The sequence below is a fragment of the Xanthobacter pseudotagetidis genome (genome assembly GCF_043194795.2).
GTDB lineage: Bacteria > Pseudomonadota > Alphaproteobacteria > Rhizobiales > Xanthobacteraceae > Xanthobacter > Xanthobacter tagetidis_A.
The window spans coordinates 1,501,385-1,520,363 of sequence record NZ_CM195534.1 but is presented as its reverse complement, the minus strand read 5'-3'; the positions used below and the strand labels follow the sequence as shown (position 1 = coordinate 1,520,363).

The window sequence follows — 18,979 nt, the reverse complement described above, 5'->3', positions numbered from 1 at the left end:
CGTCGAGATTGAGAGCGTTAAGTTCATCTACGAAAGCAATGGGGCGACACGCCGCCCGCCGAAGGCTCCCGCCCTTCGGCGCAAGGCAGACGCGCGTCCGATAAACAGTCCGGAGGAAGAGATGCCAAGGCTCGCCAGTTCAGCCCTCACCAGGGCGCTTCTCGCCTGCGCCACGCTCGCGCTGCCCTTCGCAGCGCTGGCGCAGTCGCCGGCCGGCATCTCCAAGGACGTGGTGAAGATCGGCGTGCTGACCGACATGTCCGGCCAGTTCTCGCACGAGGCCGGCGAAGGCTCGGTCACGGCCGTGAAGATGGCGGTGGAGGATTTCGGCGGCAAGGTGCTCGGCAAGCCGATCGAGGTGATCGTCGCCGACCACCAGAACAAGACCGAGGTGGCGGTCGCCAAGGCCAAGGAATGGTTCGACGTCGACAATGTCGACATGATCGCCAACCTCATCAATTCCGCCGTCGCCATCGGCGTCGCCAACGTGGCGAAGGAGAAGAACGGCATCGCCATCGTCAACGGCTCGGGCTCCTCGCGCCTGACCAACGACGCCTGCACGCCCAATTCCATCCACTACGCCTACGACACCTATGCGCTGGCGGTGGGCACCGGCAACGCCCTCATCAAGGAGGGCAAGAAGCGCTGGTTCTTCCTCACCGCGGACTACGCCTTCGGCCATGCGCTGGAAGCGGACACGGCGGCGGTGGTGAAGGCGGGCGGCGGCCAGGTGGCGGGCTCCGTGCGCTATCCCATCAACACGCTGGACCACGGCTCGTTCATGCTCCAGGCCCAGGGCTCGGGGGCGGACGCGGTGGCCGTCGCCGGCTCTGGCACGGTGTTCATCAACGCGGTGAAGGCGGCGCACGATTTCGGCCTCACCAATTCGGGCAAGCAGACCCTGGCCGGCCTGCTGGTGTGGATCACCGACGTGCACTCCATGGGCCTCGACACCGCCCAGGGCCTCGTGCTCACCAACGCCTTCTACTGGGACCGGGACGAGGAGACCCGCGCCTTCTCCAAGAAGTTCGAGGCCAAGATGGGCCGGAAGCCCCACATGGGCGACGCCGGCGACTACTCTTCCACCATGCACTACCTCAAGGCCGTCCAGGCCGCCGGCACCGACGAGGCCCAGGCGGTGATGGCGAAGATGCGCGAGATCAAGGTCAGCGACTTCTTCGCCAAGAACGGCGTCATCCGTCCCGACGGGCGCTTCGTCCATGACATGTATGTCTACCAGGTCAAGAAGCCGTCCGAATCGAAATATCCGTGGGACTATTACAAGCTGGTCCAGGTGATCCCGGGCGACCAGGCGTTCCGGCCCCTGTCGGAGAGCAAGTGCCCGCTCGTGAAGAGCTGAAGCTCGGCATCCATTCCTTTAACTGCTCCTCCCGAGCGCAAGGCCCGCCTCCCGGCGGGCCCTTTTTTTGAGGCGCTTCAATCCTCACCCGGCGCCGCGTCTTCAATGCGCTCGCGGTTGGCACCGAAGGGGGCCGGGTCGTAGCCGAGGCGATAGCGCATCGCGTGCGCCTCCACCGGCTGGCGGCACTGGTCGCAGATCACCACGGCGGAGAAGTCGTGGCCGCAGTCGAGATGGGTCAGGATCAGCGGCCGCTCGCCGCCCGAGAGCCAGCGATCGCCCCATGCCTGCATGGCGATGAAGGCGCCGTAGATGTCCTTGCCCATCTCGGTCAGGCGATACTCGAACCGCTCCGGCTGGTCCTGGTACTTGCGGCGCTCGAACATGCCGCGGGCGACGAGGCGGGAGAGGCGCTCGGTGAGGATGTTGGGGGCGATCCGCAGCTCGGTCTGCAGCGCATCGAACCGGCGCACGCCGAAGAACGCCTCGCGCAGGATGAGGAAGCTCCAGCGGTCGCCGACGATCTCCAGCGTCCGCGACACCGAGCTCGGCCGCCCGCGCGAGAAGCTCGCCGATTCGGCGGTGCGCCGCGATCGCTTCTCCATGCTGACGGGCGTCCGTCCAGCGCCGGGCCCGTCGCGGTAGCGCACGCGGGTGGCGCTCACCTCCTCCAGGCAGTGCGAGCAGGCCACATAAGGCCGGCATTCATGCCCGCAGGTGGCATGGACGAGCCGCAGCGGCGGCCCGTCCGGTCCCGACAGCCAGCGGTCGCCGAACACGATCATGGCGACGAAGCTCGGATAGAGGTCCATGCCGCAGCGGGTGAGATGGTACTCCACCCGGCTCGACGTCGCGGAATAGTGCACCTGCCGGAAGATGCCGCGCTGGGTCAGGCGCTTCAGCCGCTCGGCGAGGGTCGCGCGCGGCAGGCCGAGGGCGGCGCGGAACTCCTCGAAGCGCCGCGCGCCGAAGAACGCCTCGCGGATGACGAGGAAGCTCCAGGCGTCGGAAAGGATCGACAGGGTGCGGCCGACCGAGCAGTTGCGCTCGAACGCCTGGAGCGCGCCGCGGACCTTGGGGTCGCGCTTCTTGGCTCCGGCGCTCTTGGCGACACCAGTCTTGACGACACCGGACTTGGCCGCGCGGGACTTGGCCGCGCTTGTCTTGGCGACACCAGTCTTGGTGACACCAGTCTTGGCCGCGCCCGTCTTGGCCGCGCCCGTCTTGGCCATGCCTGTCTTGGTCATGCCTGTCTTGGCCATGCCTGTCTTGGCGATGCCCCGTTTCGTCCCTTCCTTCCCGGCGCCCGCCTGCGACGACACCTGCGCCAGGGCGGCGTCCGCGGAGTCGCGGGTCAGGCGCGCGCGCTTCTGCGTGGACATTCAGTTCCTGGCCCAATGGCGAATTCGGTTCATTTATACAATGAACCCTCCACGGGCCGCACTGTCGAGCGAAGATTGTCCCGTCCGTCTTCCCATTCAATGGGCGTAGATCACCCCCGGCAGCCACAGCGCCAGCTGCGGGAACGCCCACAGCAGACCCAGGCAGACGATCTGCAGGCCCACGAACGGGATGATGCCGCGGTAGATGTCGGAGGTCTTCAGCTCCGGCGGCGCCACCCCGCGCAGGAAGAACAGCGAGAATCCGAACGGCGGGGTGAGGTAGCTGGTCTGCAGGTTCACCGCCAGCATGATGGAGAGCCACACCGGGTCCACGTCCATGTGCAGGAGGACGGGCGCGGCGATCGGCACGACGATGAACAGGATCTCGAACGTATCCAGGAACATGCCGAGCACGAACACGATCGCCATCACCACGAGGACCGCCCCGTTCGCGCCGCCCGGCATGGCGCGCAGGAACTCGCCCACCACCTCCTCGCCGCCGAGGCGCGTGAACACCAGCGAGAACACCGTCGCGCCGAGGAAGATCACGAACACCATCACGGTCAGATTCAGCGACTGGCGCGAGACCTGCGTCATCACCTCCACAAGGCGCGCGCGGGTGTCGGGCCGCGAGAGCGCGAAGGCGGAGGCCGCGACCAGAGCCACCAGCGAGCCGGTGAGCACGCCGGCCGCGCCGGCGAGCGCCGCCAGCGCCATGAGGCCGAGGATCATCGCCATCCACCACCAGAACAGGGCGCGCTCGATCTGCGCGCCGAAGCGAGGCGCCAGCGCGTCGCCGACGATGCGCACCACGGTGAGCAGCACCGCCCCCATGGCGCCGACGGACGCCGCCTCGGTCGGGGTGGCGACGCCGGCGATGATGGAGCCGAGCACGGCGATGATCAGCAGCAGGCTCGGCGCCAGCGCCACCACCACACGGCGCCCGAGGCCGGGCGAGCGGTGCGTGACCATGGCGGGGCACGACGCCGGCCGGAAGATCATGTGGGCGATCACCCAAAGCGCATAGAGGCCGGAGAGGACGAGGCCGGGAATGAAGGCGGCCGCGAACAGGTCCCCCACCGACAGGGTCTGTGGCACGAAATTGCCCTTGGCGAGCTGCACCTGGCTGTTGGCGGCCTGCATGATGACGGCGAGGAACACCAACACCGTGGACGGCGGGATGATCTGCGCCAGCGAGCCGGTGGCGCAGATCAGCCCCGAGGCGAGGCGCTTGTCGTAGCCGACGCGCAGCATGGCCGGCAGCGAGATCAGCGCCATGGTGGTGACGGTGGCGCCGACGATGCCGGTGGAGGCGGCGAGCAGCGATCCGACGAGGATCACCGAGAGGCCGAGCCCGCCGCGCATGCGCCCGAACACCTCGCCGAGCGTCTTCAGGAGATCCTCGGCGATGCCGGACCGCTCCAGCATCACCCCCATGAGGATGAAGAGCGGCACCGCGATCAGCACGTCGTTGTTGAGGATGCCCCAGTAGCGCAGCGGCAGGGCGTTGAAGTAGCTGAGGTCGAAGGCGCCGGCGAAATGGCCGATGAGGCCGAAGCCGAAGCCCACCCCCGCCAGGGAGAAGACCACCGGATAGCCGAGCGCGAGCACCGCCACCACGGCCAGGAACATGAAGACGCTGAGGGCTTCGCCGGCGAGCAGAGGCGTGATCATGGCGCATCCGAGAGCGCGGGCACGGGGGCGGGCGCGGGCTGGTGGCAGAGGAGGACCGCGAGCGCGCGGGCAATGACGGCGATGCCCTGGAGGCCGACGGTGAGGACGAAGAGCAGCAGCGTGCCCTTGAGCAGCCACAGGGCCCGAAGGCCGTTCTCCCACTGGGAGGCCTCGTTCATGACGTAGGAGGTGTGGAAGAAGGACCAGCCGGAGACCGCCATCATGGCCAGGAACGGCGCCATGAGGAACAGCGTGCCGAACAGCTCCACCAGCGCCTTGCCGCGCGGGCTGAAGCGGGCATAGAGCAGGTCCACCCGCACGAACCCGCCCTTCATGAGCACGTAGCCCGCGCCCATGGTGATGGCGGCCACGTGGGTCCAGGCATAGAGCTCCTGGAGCCAGATCTCGCCGATGTGGAACACGTAGCGCAGATAGACGGTGGCGAAGCACACCACCACGGTGGCGAAGGTGAGCCACGCCACGACGCGGCCCACCCCGTCCGTGAAGCGGTCGATGCGGGAGGCGATGGCCTCCAGCACCGTTCCCGCATCCGAGCCGTCGCCCTCAGACATAAGGAAAGCCGAGGCCGCGGGCATTGCCGAGCGCGCGGTCGGAATAGTCCGTCAGGTTGATCATGGTGCGGCGGGCGGAGAAATAGGCGTCCCAGATCTTCTGGCCGAGCGGATCGAGCTTGCCGCGCTCCTCCTTCAGCACCTCGCCGGCGGCGGTGCCGAGGGCGATGAGCACGTCGTCCGGCAGCTTGCGCGCCTCCACCCCATGCTTCTCCGTAAGCGCCTTCAGCGCCTGGGCGTTGATCCAGTTGTACTCGGCAAGCATGTCCTGGTTGCCGGCCTGGCACGCCACCGTCACCACCTCCTGCAAGGTGGGCGAGAGCGCGTCATACTTGGCCTTGGAGATGATCACCTGCTGGACCGCGCCCGGCTTCTGGACGCCGGGCCAGTAGTAATATTTGCACACCTGCTGGAAGCCGAGTGCCATGTCGTTGGCGGGACCGGTGAAGTCGGTGGCATCGAGGGCGCCGGACTGGAGCGCGGCGAAGATGTCGCCCGGCGCGAGGATGGTCGGCACCATGCCGACCCGGCGGATCATCTCCGCCCCGAGGCCCGGCATGCGCATCTTCAGGCCCTTGAGGTCGGCAACCGAGTTGACCGGCTTCTTGAACCAGCCGAACGGCGGCGTGTCGATGTTGCCGATGGCGAACGACTTCAGGCCGTACTGGGCCGACAGCTCGTCCCACAGCTGCTGGCCGCCGCCGTGGTAGAGCCACGCCACATGCTCCACATAGGCCATGCCGAACGGCACGCCGAAGAAGTAGCCGAAGGCGCGGTTCTTGCCGAGGTGGAAGCCCGGCGTGTCGTGGCCGATCTCCGCCGTCCCGTTCTGCACCGCCTCGAAGGTCTGGAGCCCCGGCACCAGCTCGCCGGCGGCGAACACCTTCACCGCAAGCTTGCCCTCGGACATCTTGGTGATGCGCTGGGCGAGGCGCTCGGCGCCGGTGCCGAGGCCGGGCAGGTTCTTCGGCCAGGCAGTGACCATGCGCCACTCGATGCGCCCCTGCGAGATGGCCGGAGCGGGGAAGGCGGCGGCGCCGGCGGCGCCGGCGGCAAGGCCGGCCATGATCTTGCGGCGGTCGATGGTCTTCGACATGGGAATGCTCCTGAAGAGACGGGCGAAGGGAAAGGCGGCGTCGGAAGAGGCGCGGCTTCGGCGCGTCAGGCGGCGGACGCCTTGGCGGGGAGCGGCTCGATGTAGTGGACCTCGCCGGTCTTCACCTCGGTGATGGCGAAGGTCTCGAAGTACTCGATCTCGGGATACATGCCGTAGCGGGCGACGATGCCGTCGAGCCACGGGCCCTGGTAGAAGGCCTTGGCGTCGGCGATGCTTTCCCAGAGATAGATGCCGCCGGCGCTGCCGGTCTCGTTCCAGATGAAGTGCTTGCGCAGCAGACCCTGCACCTCGCCGAAGCCGGGGGCGATCTTGTGGAAGTGGGCGATGCAGTCGGCCCGGGTGATGGAGGCCGGAAGCTGGTAGCGGACGATGGCGGTGATCATGCAAAGAACCTCTTGGCGCGGCGGCTCGGGCCGGCCTGATGGGTTTTGCAGGGAACGTGCCAAATCGTATAATATTTTTGGGTGCAGCCTTTTCGCTCGCGCCCGAGCGTCTAGAAGATATATATTTATCAATGATATCATGTGCCACTGAAAATCAGGGCAGCCATCGGCACTCTGTGATATTATACGATTAGCGAATGAGGCCAGGAGGAAATCGGGTGTCCGCCAATGCAGCCAGGATAAGCAAGGCGCCCAAAAAACAGGCGCGTCAGGCGGTGATCCTGGACGCGATCCGCAAGGACATCCTGGACGGCCTGATCCTGCCCGGCGCGCCGCTGCGCCAGGACGACCTCGCCTCGGCGCACAATGTGAGCAAGATCCCGGTGCGCGAGGCGCTGCTGCACCTCGTGGCCGAGGGCCTGGTGCACCTTGAACCCAACCGCGGCTTCACCGTCGCCGCGCTGGGCGCCCAGGACGCCGAGGAGCTGCTCGACATGCGCGCGGTGCTGGAATGCCACATGCTGCGCCTCGCGATCCCGCACATGAGCGACGAGGACATCGCCATCGCCACCCGGATCGTCGCGGAAGCGGAAGCGGCCGAGGAGCTCGGCCGCTGGACCGAGCTCAACTTCGCCTTCCACGCGGCGATCTCGGCCCCCGCCAAGCGCCACCGGCTGGCCGCGCTCATCCGCCAGGTCTCGAACCCGACCGACGCCTATGTGCGGGTGCTCCTCACCAATGCGAACTATCGCGACCAGGCCGAGCGCGAGCACCGCGCCATCCTCTCCGCCTGCGCGGTGCGCAACGTGCAGGCGGCTACCGCGCTGCTCGACCAGCATATCCGCCAGACCGGCGTGCTGCTGGCCGACGTCTTCGCCGGCAAGGCCGCCCCGCGGGAGAACCCGCGCGGCCGCCCGCTCAGCGCCGCCGACGCGAGCAAGGCGCAGGACGAACGCTGAACGGTCCAAAGGCGGCCGGCGCCCCCGCTTCAGGCGACGCGGTCGCCCTTCTTGATGGTGACGGCGCGGTTGTCGACGCCGGGAAGCATCTTCGCCGGATCGCGAGTGACCATGACGTCGATCACGCTCGGCCCCCGCGTCGCGAGCGCGGTCTTCAGCGCGCCCGCCAGCGCGCCGGGCGCCTCGACCCGGATGCCGGTTACGCCCATGGCCTGAGAAACCTTCGCATAGTCGGTCTCGGCGAGGTCGCTCGCGTGGTAGCTGCCGGTGCCGTAGACTAGGTGCTGCAGCGCCTTCACATAGCCCGAGGCGGCGTTGTTGACGACCATCACCGTGAAGGTCAGACCCATGCGCCGCGCGGTCTCCAGCTCGCCCAGCATCATGTTGAAGCCGCCGTCGCCGGTGAGGCCGATGACGGCGCGGCCGGGCGCGGCGAGCGCCACGCCCATGGCCCCGGGCAGGCCGTAGCCGATGGAGGCGAAGCCGCGATCCGGCACGAAGGCACGGCCCGGCCGCTTGGTGTCGAACAACAGCCCGCCCCAATGGGCGGCAAAGCCGCCATCGGCGATCAGGAATCCGTCCTCCGGCAGGGCGCGGTTGATCTCGGTCATGAGGCGCGCCATGGAGACCGGTGTCTCGTCGGACTGGAGTCGGGCGGACACCTCCGTACGCCATGCGGCCATGCGCGCGGCCACCTCGGCGGCATGGCCGGCCTGGCGCTGGCGGATCTCGGCCGCGCGGTCGGCGAGCGCCGCCGCGAGATCCTGGAGGCCGAGCAGCGCGTCGCCCCAAAGGGGCAGCTCCGGCACCAGGGTGCGGCCGAATTCCTCCGCCACCAGATCGAGATGGATGACGGGCGCTCCGCCGCCCGGAACCGTGTAGCGCTTGGTGGCGATCTCGCCGAGCTTGCAGCCGACGACGAGAATGAGGTCCGCCTCGGCGATCAGGCCGTTGGCGATCCGGTCGTAGCGGCCGAACAGGCCCGCCGAGAGCGGATCGGTGCAGGCGATGGCCCCCTTGCCGGTCAGCGTGTGGGCCACCGGCATGTTGAGCGCCAGCGCCAGCGCCGTGAGCGCGTCCGCCGCGCCGGACAGATGCACGCCGCCGCCGGCGAGCAGGATCGGGCGCCGCGCCTCGGCGATCATCTGCGCCGCGCGGGCGAGCGAGCGGGCGTCCGGCCGGCAGCGCAGGGCGGGCGCCTCCTGGAACGCGGGATCGGCGCGGAAGGCGTCTTCCGGAAAGGCGAAGGTGGCATGGGCGACGTCCTCGGGAACGTCCACCACCACCGGGCCGGGCCGACCCGTGGTGGCCACCATGAAGGCGCGGCGCATCAGCTCGGGGATGCGCTGGATCGCCTCGATGCGGATCAGCTCCTTGCAGGCCGGACGCAGGATGTCGATCTGGCGGCACTCCTGGGTCATGTTCTTCCAGGAATGGTCGCGGTGGGAATCCCCCACCAGCGCCACCATGGGGGTGCCGGCGTTGAGCGCCTCCACGAGGCCGGTCACGAGGTTGGTGGCCCCCGGGCCCAGCGTCGCGTCCACGAGGCCGACACGGCCCGAGGCCTTGGCATAGGCGTCGGCGGCGAACACGCCGGCGCGCTCGTCGTTGATCAGGTGGTGCGGCAGGCCGAGGCGGCGCGCGGCGTCGTAGAAGGGCAGCAGCTGGAAGCCGCCCATGCCGAACATGGGCCCGCCCTCGAACGCCTGGATCATCCGGGCGATGGCCTCGCCGCCGGTCGTTTCGTTGCTCATCGTCTGCTCCAAGGAATGCTGGGGCGCCGCCCGGACGCGCCGGGCGGCGAAACCTGCGCTCGAACGCGGCGCGTCAGTCGACCCGCGCGCCGGAGGCCTTCACGGCGGCCGCCCACTTGACGCCCTCCGCCTTCACGAAGGCGGCGAGCTGCTCGGGGGTCATCTGGGGCATGGCGGCGCCGGATTCGACGTAGCGCCGACGCACCTCGGGCGCGTCATAGGCGGCGCGCACCTCGGCGTTGAGCTTGTCGACGATGGCCTTCGGCGTGCCGGCGGGCGCGAACAGCGCCAGCCAGGCGACCGCCTCGAAGCCGGGCACGGTTGCGGCGACCGTCGGCACGCCGGGCAGCGCCGGCGAAGGCTCCGCCGAGGTGACGGCGATGGCGCGCAGCTTGCCGGCCTTCACCTGGCCGATGGCGGACGGCAGATTGTCGAACATGAGGTCCACCTGCCCGCCCACGAGGTCGATCACCGCCGGGCCGGAGCCCTTGTAGGGCACGTGCTCCAGGTTGGTGGCCGTGGCCTGCTTGAACACCTCGCCGGAGAGGTGGATCGAGCTGCCGCTGCCGGACGATGCCATCAGCAGCGGCCGCTTGGCGGCCTTCGCCTCGGCGATGAAGTCGGCCACCGTGGTGGCCTTCACGTTGTTCGGGTTCACCACCAGCACGTTGGGGATGGTGGCCACCATGGCGACCGGTTCGAAGTCCTTCTCCACGTCGTAGGGCGGCTTGGCGTAGAGGCTCGGATTGATGGCGTGGCTGCTGACGGTGCCGAGCACCAGGGTGTAGCCGTCCGGGGCCGAGCGGGCGACCGCATCCGAACCGGTATTGCCCCCAGCTCCCGGCTTGTTCTCGACGATGAAGGGCTGGCCCGTGGCCTTGGTCAGCCGCTCAGCGATGAGGCGCGCGAAGATGTCCGTGGCGCCGCCGGCCGCGAACGGCACCACCACCCGGACCGGGCGGTCGGGATAGGCCTGCGCGGCGGCAGGCTGCGCCGCAGCCAGAGCGAGGCCCGCGAATGCAAGGCCCGCAAGGCCGCGGGCGGCGCGCCGGCGGATGGCGGACGGAAGGCCCGCGCGGCATGTGTTCTCTGGTTCCATCTGGTCCTCCCTGTGGTGTCGTTGCTGCGGCCGCGCGCCATTCTGGCCGCATTCGCCGCGGGTGTTTCGCCGAAGGCGGTGGCCGACGAAGGCGCAGCCGCCCCGGTCGGGGTTGCCTTCTGCTATTGGTCTCTTTTATTGAGACTATGTTTTATTTTATGAGACGATAGTAAGCGGACAGCCATGCTGTCAATGGCGCGCGGCGAGACGGCAGTGTCACAGGGGCGCGGCGGCGCCGCAGCGTGGCGCGATCACGGATCCGGGGCCGCTGTTGAGACCCGGTCGATGACGCCCCGATCCGGGCGCAGGCCTATCGGCGGGCGGCCGGCGGGCGTGCGCCCGAGGCGAGAAGCGGGCCGAGCTCCTGGGCGAGAGCGGCGGCCTCGGCCGTCACCGCCGTCGCGATCTCGGCGCGCCGGGCCTCGCCCATGCGGTCCGAGATGGCCGAGACGCTGATGGCCGCGACCGGGCGGCCGTCAGCCCCCGGGACGGGAACGCCGAGGGTAGCGATACCCGGGATCACCTTGCTGTCCACGAACGTGTATCCGGTTCGCCGTGCCGCGGCGATGATGGCCCTCAGGTCGGCGTCGGCGATGCCGTGTGGCGCCCGCGCCGCGGCGCCTTCGCGCAGGATGCGCGCGACCTCCTCGTCGGGCAGGAAGGCGAGCAGCGCCGTGTTGCCGGCCCCCACGCCCAGCGGACGGTGGTCGCCCACCTTGAAGGCGAGCGTGCGGATGGGAAAGGTGCCCTCCACCCGATCCAGGCAGACCGCCTCGTCGCCGTGGCGCACCATCAGATAGACCGCGTCCTCGAACCGCGCGGCGATGCGCTCGAGCCCCGGCCGGGCGAGCCGCGCCAGGCCGTAGCGCTCCCCTGCCCCGGCCGCCCAGGTCAGCACCTTGTAGCCGATGAAATAGCGCCCCGTGGCGTCGTCATGGTCGGCGAGCCGGTACTGGACGAGGCCGGTGAGCAGCCGGTGCACGGTCGCCTTGCCGAGGCCGGAGAGGCGGCAGACATCCATCAGCTTCAGGCCCTCGCCTTTGCTGGAGGCGAGCACCGACATCAGCAGGTCGAGCCGCGCGATGCTCTGATGCGCGCCGCCATCGACCGCCGAGGCCGGTCCGTGATCCTGCGCCTGTTTCGCCATCTCGTCCGTCCAGCGTTCCGCGTCCGGCCGTGTTGGCATATTTGCCGGAAAAGGACGAGGTCTCTGTTATCGGAAATATGGATCGTTAAACGGAATTCTTTCCGGTGCCGCCCCTATGCCAGCGGCAAGCCTTCACCCGGGGGCGCCGCCTCGCCGTTGACGGCGGCCCGGGTCCGCAGCGCCACGCGCTCGATGGCCTCGGCGAGACGCGGACGCGTGGAGGCGGCCAGCCGGTCGATGCCCAGCAGGCGGGCGAGCGCCAGCGCCGGGTCCGGTTCCTCCAGGACATGGCGGTTGCGGTCGGCGACATAGGCAAGCTCGGCGAGGGGAATCTCGGCGACGCTGCGGCGCGAGGCCTCCCCGGAGGGGGCGCGGTAGGCGATCAGATCGCGCACGGAACCGGCGCGCCACAGGAAGTCGCCGCTGCTCTCGGCGGTGCGCTCCACGTCACCGAGGCACTGCGCGATCCGCGCCTTGATCCGCGGGCCGGTGCGCAGCCAGCCATGGACCCGGGCGATGCGCTGGGCGAGCACGTCCTCGCGCACCGGAGCCTCGCAGTCGATCACGGTCTCGATCATGGCGGCGAGGGTCGTGTTGTAACCATCCTCGAAGAACTGGTCGGGCCGCGCCGTGAAAGCGGAAAGGTCCGCCGTCAGGTAGTGCGCCGCCTCCGCCGCGCCGCGCTCGGCGAACAGCGGCCCTGCGAGCCGTACGGCGGCATCGGGCGCCGCGCGCACCGGCGCACCCTCTCCCACCCGCTCCTCCCGCTCGGGCTCCGCCTCGGGCTCCTCCGGCGCCTCCGGCTCCGCTGCGGGCGCGGCGACGGGATCGACCGCCGCGCCGAGATCCCAGTGGGCCGCAGCCTGCGCCGGCTCTGGAGCGCCGGCAGCGGCGAGCGCCTTGAGCGCCTCGTCCAGCGCACTGACAGCCCCCTCGGCGTCGCGCCACCAGTCGGTGGACCACACGCGCAGGATCTTCCAGCCGAGCCCGCGCAACACCTCCTCGCGCACCTTGTCCCGGTCGCGCGCGGTGGCGGAGCGATGATAGGTGGCGCCGTCGCACTCGATGCCGGCGAGGTAGAGGCCGGGCTTCTGCGGGTGCTGCACGGCGAGGTCGATGCGGAAGGCGGAGACGCCCACCTGCGGCACCACGGTCCAGCCGCGCGCGGCGAGCGCGATCGCCACCGCCTCCTCGAACGGCGATTCCGCATCGCCCGCCGACCCGCGATCGGGCGCCGCCAGCGCCGCCGGCCCGCGCGCCGCATAGTCCAGGAACGCCTTCAGGTGCCGCACGCCCAGCTTGCCGGTGCGCGCGAGGTCGAGATGCTCGGCCTCGGTGCCGGAGAACACCAGCAACTCCTGCCGCGCGCGGGTGATGGCGACGTTGAGGCGCCGCTCGCCGCCGTCGCGGTTGAGGGCGCCGAAATTCATGCGCCGCACCCCGGCGACATCCTTGGTGTAGGTGATGGAGAACAGGATCACGTCCCGCTCGTCGCCCTGAACGTTCTCCAGGTTCTTGACGATGGTGGGCTCGAAGCGCTCCTCGGCGAAAAACCATTCCAGCGCCGGCTCGTCGCGCCGCGCCTTGTCGAGCAGGTCCTGGATCAGCGCCTGCTGCGGCAGGTTGAAGGTGATGATGCCCAGCGTCGGCCGCGCCTTCTCGGGCAGATCCAGCGCGGCGCGCATGCGCACCACCGCCTCCGCCGCAACCGCGCGCGCCTCCAGCGGGTTGGTGCGGCTGCCGCCCTGCCCACCCACATAGACGCCCTCGGGCACGCTCACGAGCCGCACCGCGCTTCGCGCCGCCTCGGGCGCGGGGAAGGTGATCAGCCGGTTGCCGTAATAGGCGCCGTTGGAGAAGGCGATCAGGCTCTCATCGCGGCTCCTGTAGTGCCAGGAGAGGTAGCGCACCGGCAGGCCGCTGGTGCGCGCCTCGTCGAGGATGCTTTCCAGGTCCTTCTGGTGTTCCTCGATCTCCTCGTCCTCTTCCTCGCTGCGGCCAAAGAAGTTGGTTGGCGGCAATTGCTTGGGGTCGCCGACGATCACCGTCTGGCGCGCCCGCGCGATCGCGCCCACCGCATCCCAGGTGGTGATCTGCGAGGCCTCGTCGAAAATCACCACGTCGAACAGGGGATGGGCCGCCGGCAGGAATTGCGCGATGGACAACGGCGACATGAGCAGGCAGGGCGCCAGCTTGGGGAAGCTCTGCGGCATGGCGGCGATCATCTCGCGGATCGACTTGCTCGGCCGCTTGAGCGCCATCTGCTGGTTCAGGAGGCCAAGTTCGGAATTGCGCGGCACGCTGTGCGCCGCCGGCAGGCCATGGGCGATGCGGTGGCGCACCCGCGCGCTCGCCTGCCCGCGCACGAAATCGTCGAGGGCGCGGAACTCGCCGATGGCGTGCTCGTGCTTGAAGCGGCGGAAGTCACGCAGCGCGGGCGCCGCGTCTAGCACCAGCGGCGCCCACCAGCGGGCATAAGCGAGGCGGAAGGCCGAGCCGATGAAATCGGGCGCGAGGAGCCCCTCCTCCAGCGCCGACACCACCGGCCCGAGACCCGCCTCCTGCGCGCGGTGCCGCACCGCGCACCAGCTGCTCCAGTCCGCGAGCGCGGTCTGGGCGGCGGCGATCTCCCCCATGGCGCCGGAAATCTCGCCGAGCGACCCCGCGCCCATGATGGCGGCGGGCTCGCAGCCCGCCGCCGCGGTGAAGGCACGCCCAGCCGCGGCGAAGGCGTCCATCGCGGCGCGCAGCGCGCCGGCGGCGGCGCGCACGCCATAGCGGTCCTCGCCGGCCATGGCGACGGGCGCGAAGGCATCGATCGCCTCCTGCGCCTCCTCGTCGTCGAGCGGCAGCTCGGAGAAGGCCCGGCGCAGATCGGCGCAGCGCGCGAGGTGCGCGGTCATGGCGGGGATATCACTGTCGATGCCGGCGAGGCCGAGCTTTCCGCCCGCGAGCGGGTTCGCGGCGATCTGGTCGAGCTGGCCCTTGAGGCGCCGCAGCAGCGGCAGCACCTCCTGCGGATCGGGCTTGCCGGCGACCGCATAGGTGGCGAGCAGGTTGCGCACCTTCGCGAGGCGGGTGACGCGCAGCGGCCAGGCGGACGCCGCGGCGGCGCGCCAGTCGCGCTCCAGATCGTCGAGCGGGATGCGCGCCATCTCCTCGCGGGCGAAGCTGCCGACAAGGCGCGCTTCCGCGCCCTTCGCCCCGGCGAGGCTCTCGCCGAGCGCCCGCAGCGCCGGCGCGAGGGTGTCGAACTCGGGGTCGAAGACCAGCGCATGATCGGCCGTGGCGCATGCTTCGAGCGCCGCCGCGAAGCCCTCGAAGCGCTCGATCTCCGGCAGGCCGGCGTCCGGGCGCGAGGGCAGGCCGAGCGCCTCCAGGAAACCGTCGAAGGCGGCCGCGAGCCCCGAGGACGCCGCGCCGAGGCCGGAGGCGGCGGCGAGCAGGTCGCGCTGCCAGGTGCCGGACCACTGCTCCACATTCACGAAGCGCAGCGCCGGCCGGGTGCCCACGGCAGCGAAGGTGCGCCCCGCCTCCTCGGCGAGGTCCTCCAGCGCCTGGCGCGCCTCGGCGTCGTGCGCGTCCGCGGCCGGCCAGGAGAGCGCCGGCACGTCGCGCCCCTCCCCGCGCAGGACGGTGCCCACCGCCTCGTAGGCCGACAGGCCGTTGCCATGGCGCGCGTGCAGCGCCTCCACATAGGCGTTGAGCTCGTCGCGGCGGCGCTGGAGGCGGCCGTTGCCGACGATCCAGTCGCGGTCGTCCGCCGCGCCGCCCTCCTCCCAGGCCGCCTTGAGCTGACCCAGGAAGTGCCGCCGGTCGGTCTTGCTCGAATGAAGCTCCAGGCAGTGCGGCCCGAGGCCGTGCTCCTTGAGACGGCGGTGCACCACGTTCAGCGCCGCCGCCTTCTCGGCCACGAACAGCACGCTTTTGCCCACCGCCAGGCAGTGGCCGATCATGTTGGCGATGGTCTGGCTCTTGCCGGTGCCGGGCGGCCCGACGATCACCATGTCGTGCCCGGCAGCGGCCATGACGCTCGCCACCGTCTGCGAGGAATCCGCCGGTAGCAGGCACACCAATTCGCGCGGGGCGAAGGCGCGGTCGAGGTCGGCCGGCTGGGGAGCGGGCGCGTCGACGACCGGGAACGGCGCGTCCGGCGCGTCGATCAGGTGGCGCACGAGGCGGTTCTCGCGCAATTGCCCTGCGCGTTCGACGAGATCCTTCCACATCAGATACTTGGCGAAGGAGAAGGTGGAAAGCGCGGTGTCGTTCACCACCTCCAGGCCCGGCACCTCGCGCACCGCGGCCCGCACCTTTTCGAGCAGCGCGGCGACGTCCACCCCGGTCCCGTCCTGCGGCAGCGGCTCTTCGAGCTGCGGCAGAGCGAGCGAGAATTCGCTCTCCAGGAACTTCAGCAGGGTCGCGTTGAAGCGCGGCTCGTCCTCGTGGAAGCGCAGGTTGAAGCGGGCGGAGGCGGCGACGCGCTCGAGCTTCACCGGCACCAGCAGGAGCGGGGCGCGGTGATCCTTGCCGCCGCGCCGCCAGCGCAGGAAGCCCACCGCCAGGAACAGCGTGTTGGTGCCGCCTTCCGACAGGTCGTTCCTGGCCGCGCGGTAAAGCTCGATCAGCCGCGCTTCGAGCTGGGCCGGAGCAAGCGGCGAGGGCAGCTCGTCGCGCGCCAGCGCCTCGGCGGCGAAGCCGAGATGAATGTCCTGCCCGCGCATCTCGCGGAAGGTGCCGGGGTCGCGCTCGCCGATCGGGTTCTGCTCCGGCAGCGAGATGATGCGGATCGTGGCGCCCGAGGCGAGGCGGTTCTCCAGGTACGCCGCGTCGGTGCACAGGAACGGCACGGTCCGGCGCGTGTCCTTGAAGTCGACCAGGCGGTTGGAGAGCGAGAGATCCAGGAGTTTCTTCTGCCACCGGGCGATGCGGTCTTCGGGGGTGGTGGGCTTCTCCTCCGATGCGGGCGCCGCCGCAATGGCGGGCTCCGGGCCCGGCGGGGGCAGGATGATGAGCGGCTCGGCCGGCGCCTGCTCCTCCTCCGGCGCCGGACGCTCCTCGTGGCTCGGCAATGGGGTGATGCCGCCCTCACGCAGGCGCTTGACGTCGATGGCGGCGCGGAACTCGCGCTCGCGGGCCTCGGCGAGGCGCGCCGCCACCGCCTCCTGCGCCCGGTCGATGGCGAGCACCGGCTTGCGCGTGACGCCGGTGGTCTCGAACACCATCATCTCGCCGACGGCGATCGCCTTGCGGACCTCCATCGGGTCCGCCATGACCGCGAGCGGCAGCGTGCGCGCCGAGAGCCACACGCCCACCGCCGCATGGCCCTCGAACAGCAGGACCACCGGGTTCAGCCCCGCCGCCTCGAACGCCGCCGCGAACAGAAGCGTGCTGTCGAGGCAGGTGGCGAAGCCCGAGGCCTTCACCGCCGAGGGCCGCCGAATCTTCTGGCCGCGCGCCTCGAAGCTCGCAGGCGGCTCCGCGTAATGGAGCCCCATGGCGGCGCCGGCGGCATAGATGGCGGCAGAAAGGATGCGGGCGCGGCGCGGATCGCCGCTCTGATAGCCGTCCATGCCCGAGGGGATGCGGTTGCGCGCCAGCGCCTCGGAGGCGGTGCGCAGCAGCGCCTCGACCGCCGGGTCGTTGGGCATGACGAAGGCGGCGAGCAATTGCGCCATGTCGGCGACCCCGCCCCACTCGTCCCGCGCCAGCAGGCGCACCGGCAGGCGCGCTTCGGCCAGCACCTGCCCGTCCTTGCTGAGCGAGAAGGCGACCTCGCCGCGCTCCGCCTCGTCGAGGCCCCGCAGGTAGTCGAGGTCGAAATGAACCAGGCGGTCGAACACGGTCTGCCGGTCGCCGGGGGCGAGCCGGTCGATGGTCCAGCTCTTCGGCCGCAGGAAGGGTGGCGTCGCCGTCAGCTCCAGCCGCAGGCCCACATGGGCCTCGTCCGTGGTGTTGGCGAGCGCGAGCGTCCGCAAGACCGGCACGGCGTTCTGGTATGAGGCGTAGGTGAAAGAGGGTGCGACCTCGGCGAGGATCGCGATGGCTCCCGCCGCCAGGTCCAGCGCCATCCGGTCTTGCGCCGTCCTGTCGATTGCCTGATCTGTCACGGGCGCCCCTCCCGGTGTCCCAACCATACGATAGACCCACGCGTTTTCGCCCTGCAACCCTGGCGGAACGTGACAACGCCATGCCCGCCACGCGACAAGCAGGTCAGGCGATAGGCATGTCGTCCGCCTCCTGCGTGCCGGCTGCGGCGAGGACGATGCGGTCGCGGCCCTGCCGCTTGGCTTGGTAGAGCGCCGTGTCGGCCGCGCCCATGAGGCGACTGAAGCCTTCCTCGCTCATCGCTCCGGCGGCGACGCCGCCGCTGGCGCTGCAGTGAAGGCCGTGCTCGGCGCGGACGCGGGCGGCGAATTCCCTTCGCGCGGCCTCCGCCCGCACCGCGAGCCCATCAGCCGTCCCGCCCGGGATCGCTAGCACGAACTCCTCGCCGCCGAGCCGAGCCGCGATCTCGCCCGGCGCCGCATGGCGCTGCAGCACGCGCGCGAACATCACGATGACGGCGTCGCCCGTGGCATGCCCGCGCGTGTCGTTGATGGCCTTGAAGCGGTCGATGTCGAACAGCACCAGCGCACCAGTTCCGCTCAGCTCCGCCACCCGTTCGATGAGCGCGCGCCGGTTGGGCAGGCCGGTGAGGGGATCGGTGAGCGCCTGCTGGCGATGGGCGCGCACGAGGCGCTTCTGGTTGAGCGCGAGCGTGAGAGCGCCGAGCGCCGGCACGCTGGCGATGATGAGCGCGACACCCGCGGTCTGCGCCCAGTTCTGCGGCGGGCCGGGCATCACCGCCTTGCCCTCCAGCGCCACCATGACCGCGCGCGGGATGAAGGATAGGCCGATGATGAAGTAGCTCGCCGCGAGCGCGACCAGGGTGCCACGCGCCTCATGGCGCGCCCGCCAAAACTCATAGGAGGTGAGGAAGAGCAGCCCGGCGGCGGCGGCGAAGCCGCAAAAGAAGCCGATGCCGTTCAGGCCCAGCACATGCGGCGGCACGGTGATGCCGAGCGCGAGCCCGGTAGCGATCGCCACGGCACGCCAGGGCGAGGCGTCATGGCGAAACTGCCGGGCCGTTCCGTAGATGGTCGACAAGCCCGTGAGCAGCAGGGTGTAGGCCAAGGTGACGAGCCAGACCTGCGGTGTCTTTGCATAATAGGCGGAGCACACGACGCTGACCGCCACCAGCAGCGCGCCAAGTGCGCATGTCAGCAGGAATCCGTCGCGACGCGACGTGATCCAGCCGGCGAAAAGCACCGCACTGATGCCGCCCGTGGACAGGAAGATCGCAAGAAGAAGAGACGAGAAATCGAGCATCTTCTCCCTTATCGCGCTGAAAATGCAGCCGGATACCGCCAAAAAACGAAACCAGCCAGGAGGTTTCCTTGGCTGTTCTCGTACCCCCCGGTGGCGCGCCGGGCAATCCCGGCGCAACCGGCGCCTGTGGACCAAGCGGGCCGGAGCGCGCGCGGCCCGCCCGG

General features: G+C 70.1%; 12 protein-coding genes. 2 read left to right on the top strand and 10 right to left on the bottom strand.

Annotation, left to right across the window (positions count from 1 at the left end):
• Positions 1–121: 121 nt before the first annotated feature.
• Complete coding sequence (locus V5F67_RS06935) at positions 122–1,360, top strand: ABC transporter substrate-binding protein (RefSeq protein ID WP_394019804.1); 1,239 nt, start codon at positions 122–124, stop codon at positions 1,358–1,360.
• 77 nt (positions 1,361–1,437) lie between these two features.
• Here the strand turns inward: V5F67_RS06935 and V5F67_RS06930 are convergent, their stop codons facing one another.
• From V5F67_RS06930 to V5F67_RS06910, 5 genes are all read right to left on the bottom strand, one after another.
• Complete coding sequence (locus V5F67_RS06930; protein ID WP_394019806.1) at positions 1,438–2,742, bottom strand: winged helix-turn-helix transcriptional regulator; 1,305 nt, start codon at positions 2,740–2,742, stop codon at positions 1,438–1,440.
• 96 nt (positions 2,743–2,838) lie between these two features.
• Positions 2,839–4,416: a TRAP transporter large permease gene (locus V5F67_RS06925; protein WP_394019808.1), complete on the bottom strand. Its 1,578-nt coding sequence runs from the start codon at positions 4,414–4,416 to the stop codon at positions 2,839–2,841.
• Positions 4,413–4,988, bottom strand: a complete 576-nt coding sequence (locus V5F67_RS06920; RefSeq protein WP_394019810.1) for a TRAP transporter small permease subunit — start codon at positions 4,986–4,988, stop codon at positions 4,413–4,415. The genes V5F67_RS06925 and V5F67_RS06920 overlap by 4 nt, the downstream gene beginning before the upstream one ends.
• Positions 4,981–6,084, bottom strand: coding sequence for a TRAP transporter substrate-binding protein (locus V5F67_RS06915; protein WP_394019812.1), 1,104 nt, complete (start codon positions 6,082–6,084; stop codon positions 4,981–4,983). The genes V5F67_RS06920 and V5F67_RS06915 overlap by 8 nt, the downstream gene beginning before the upstream one ends.
• Before the next feature lie 65 nt (positions 6,085–6,149).
• Positions 6,150–6,488 carry a YdhR family protein gene (locus tag V5F67_RS06910; protein ID WP_394019814.1) on the bottom strand — a complete coding sequence of 113 codons (339 nt, stop codon included), beginning with the start codon at positions 6,486–6,488 and terminating at the stop codon, positions 6,150–6,152.
• A 275-nt stretch (positions 6,489–6,763) separates the two neighbouring features.
• Between V5F67_RS06910 and V5F67_RS06905 the strand changes: the two genes are divergently transcribed.
• Complete coding sequence (locus V5F67_RS06905) at positions 6,764–7,447, top strand: GntR family transcriptional regulator (protein ID WP_394019816.1); 684 nt, start codon at positions 6,764–6,766, stop codon at positions 7,445–7,447.
• 29 nt (positions 7,448–7,476) lie between these two features.
• On the opposite strand, the gene V5F67_RS06900 is transcribed toward V5F67_RS06905, so the two are convergent.
• The 5 genes from V5F67_RS06900 to V5F67_RS06880 form a co-directional block, all read right to left on the bottom strand.
• Positions 7,477–9,201, bottom strand: coding sequence for a thiamine pyrophosphate-binding protein (locus tag V5F67_RS06900; protein ID WP_394019818.1), 1,725 nt, complete (start codon positions 9,199–9,201; stop codon positions 7,477–7,479).
• A 73-nt stretch (positions 9,202–9,274) separates the two neighbouring features.
• Entirely contained in the window at positions 9,275–10,300 is a 1,026-nt protein-coding gene (locus V5F67_RS06895; protein ID WP_394019820.1) for a tripartite tricarboxylate transporter substrate binding protein, read from the bottom strand.
• 310 nt (positions 10,301–10,610) lie between these two features.
• The gene (locus tag V5F67_RS06890) at positions 10,611–11,447 is read right to left on the bottom strand and encodes an IclR family transcriptional regulator (RefSeq protein WP_394019822.1); all 837 of its coding nucleotides are present in this window, start codon (positions 11,445–11,447) and stop codon (positions 10,611–10,613) included.
• Between the two features lie 113 nt (positions 11,448–11,560).
• Positions 11,561–17,515: an anti-phage protein ProA gene (gene proA, locus V5F67_RS06885; protein ID WP_445328511.1), complete on the bottom strand. Its 5,955-nt coding sequence runs from the start codon at positions 17,513–17,515 to the stop codon at positions 11,561–11,563.
• 142 nt (positions 17,516–17,657) lie between these two features.
• Positions 17,658–18,932 carry a diguanylate cyclase domain-containing protein gene (locus V5F67_RS06880; RefSeq protein WP_509210621.1) on the bottom strand — a complete coding sequence of 425 codons (1,275 nt, stop codon included), beginning with the start codon at positions 18,930–18,932 and terminating at the stop codon, positions 17,658–17,660.
• Positions 18,933–18,979: the final 47 nt, after the last annotated feature.

What these genes read in the sequence shown, in the direction of transcription:
- V5F67_RS06915 (WP_394019812.1), bottom strand. Translation starts at nt 6,084, where the DNA reads ATGTCGAAGACCATCGACCGCCGCAAGATCATGGCCGGCCTTGCCGCC.
- V5F67_RS06930 (WP_394019806.1), bottom strand. Translation starts at nt 2,742, where the DNA reads ATGTCCACGCAGAAGCGCGCGCGCCTGACCCGCGACTCCGCGGACGCC.
- V5F67_RS06900 (WP_394019818.1), bottom strand. Translation starts at nt 9,201, where the DNA reads ATGAGCAACGAAACGACCGGCGGCGAGGCCATCGCCCGGATGATCCAG.
- V5F67_RS06925 (WP_394019808.1), bottom strand. Translation starts at nt 4,416, where the DNA reads ATGATCACGCCTCTGCTCGCCGGCGAAGCCCTCAGCGTCTTCATGTTC.
- V5F67_RS06910 (WP_394019814.1), bottom strand. Translation starts at nt 6,488, where the DNA reads ATGATCACCGCCATCGTCCGCTACCAGCTTCCGGCCTCCATCACCCGG.
- proA (WP_445328511.1), bottom strand. Translation starts at nt 17,515, where the DNA reads ATGGCGCTGGACCTGGCGGCGGGAGCCATCGCGATCCTCGCCGAGGTC.
- V5F67_RS06935 (WP_394019804.1), top strand. Translation starts at nt 122, where the DNA reads ATGCCAAGGCTCGCCAGTTCAGCCCTCACCAGGGCGCTTCTCGCCTGC.
- V5F67_RS06895 (WP_394019820.1), bottom strand. Translation starts at nt 10,300, where the DNA reads ATGGAACCAGAGAACACATGCCGCGCGGGCCTTCCGTCCGCCATCCGC.
- V5F67_RS06920 (WP_394019810.1), bottom strand. Translation starts at nt 4,988, where the DNA reads ATGTCTGAGGGCGACGGCTCGGATGCGGGAACGGTGCTGGAGGCCATC.
- V5F67_RS06890 (WP_394019822.1), bottom strand. Translation starts at nt 11,447, where the DNA reads ATGGCGAAACAGGCGCAGGATCACGGACCGGCCTCGGCGGTCGATGGC.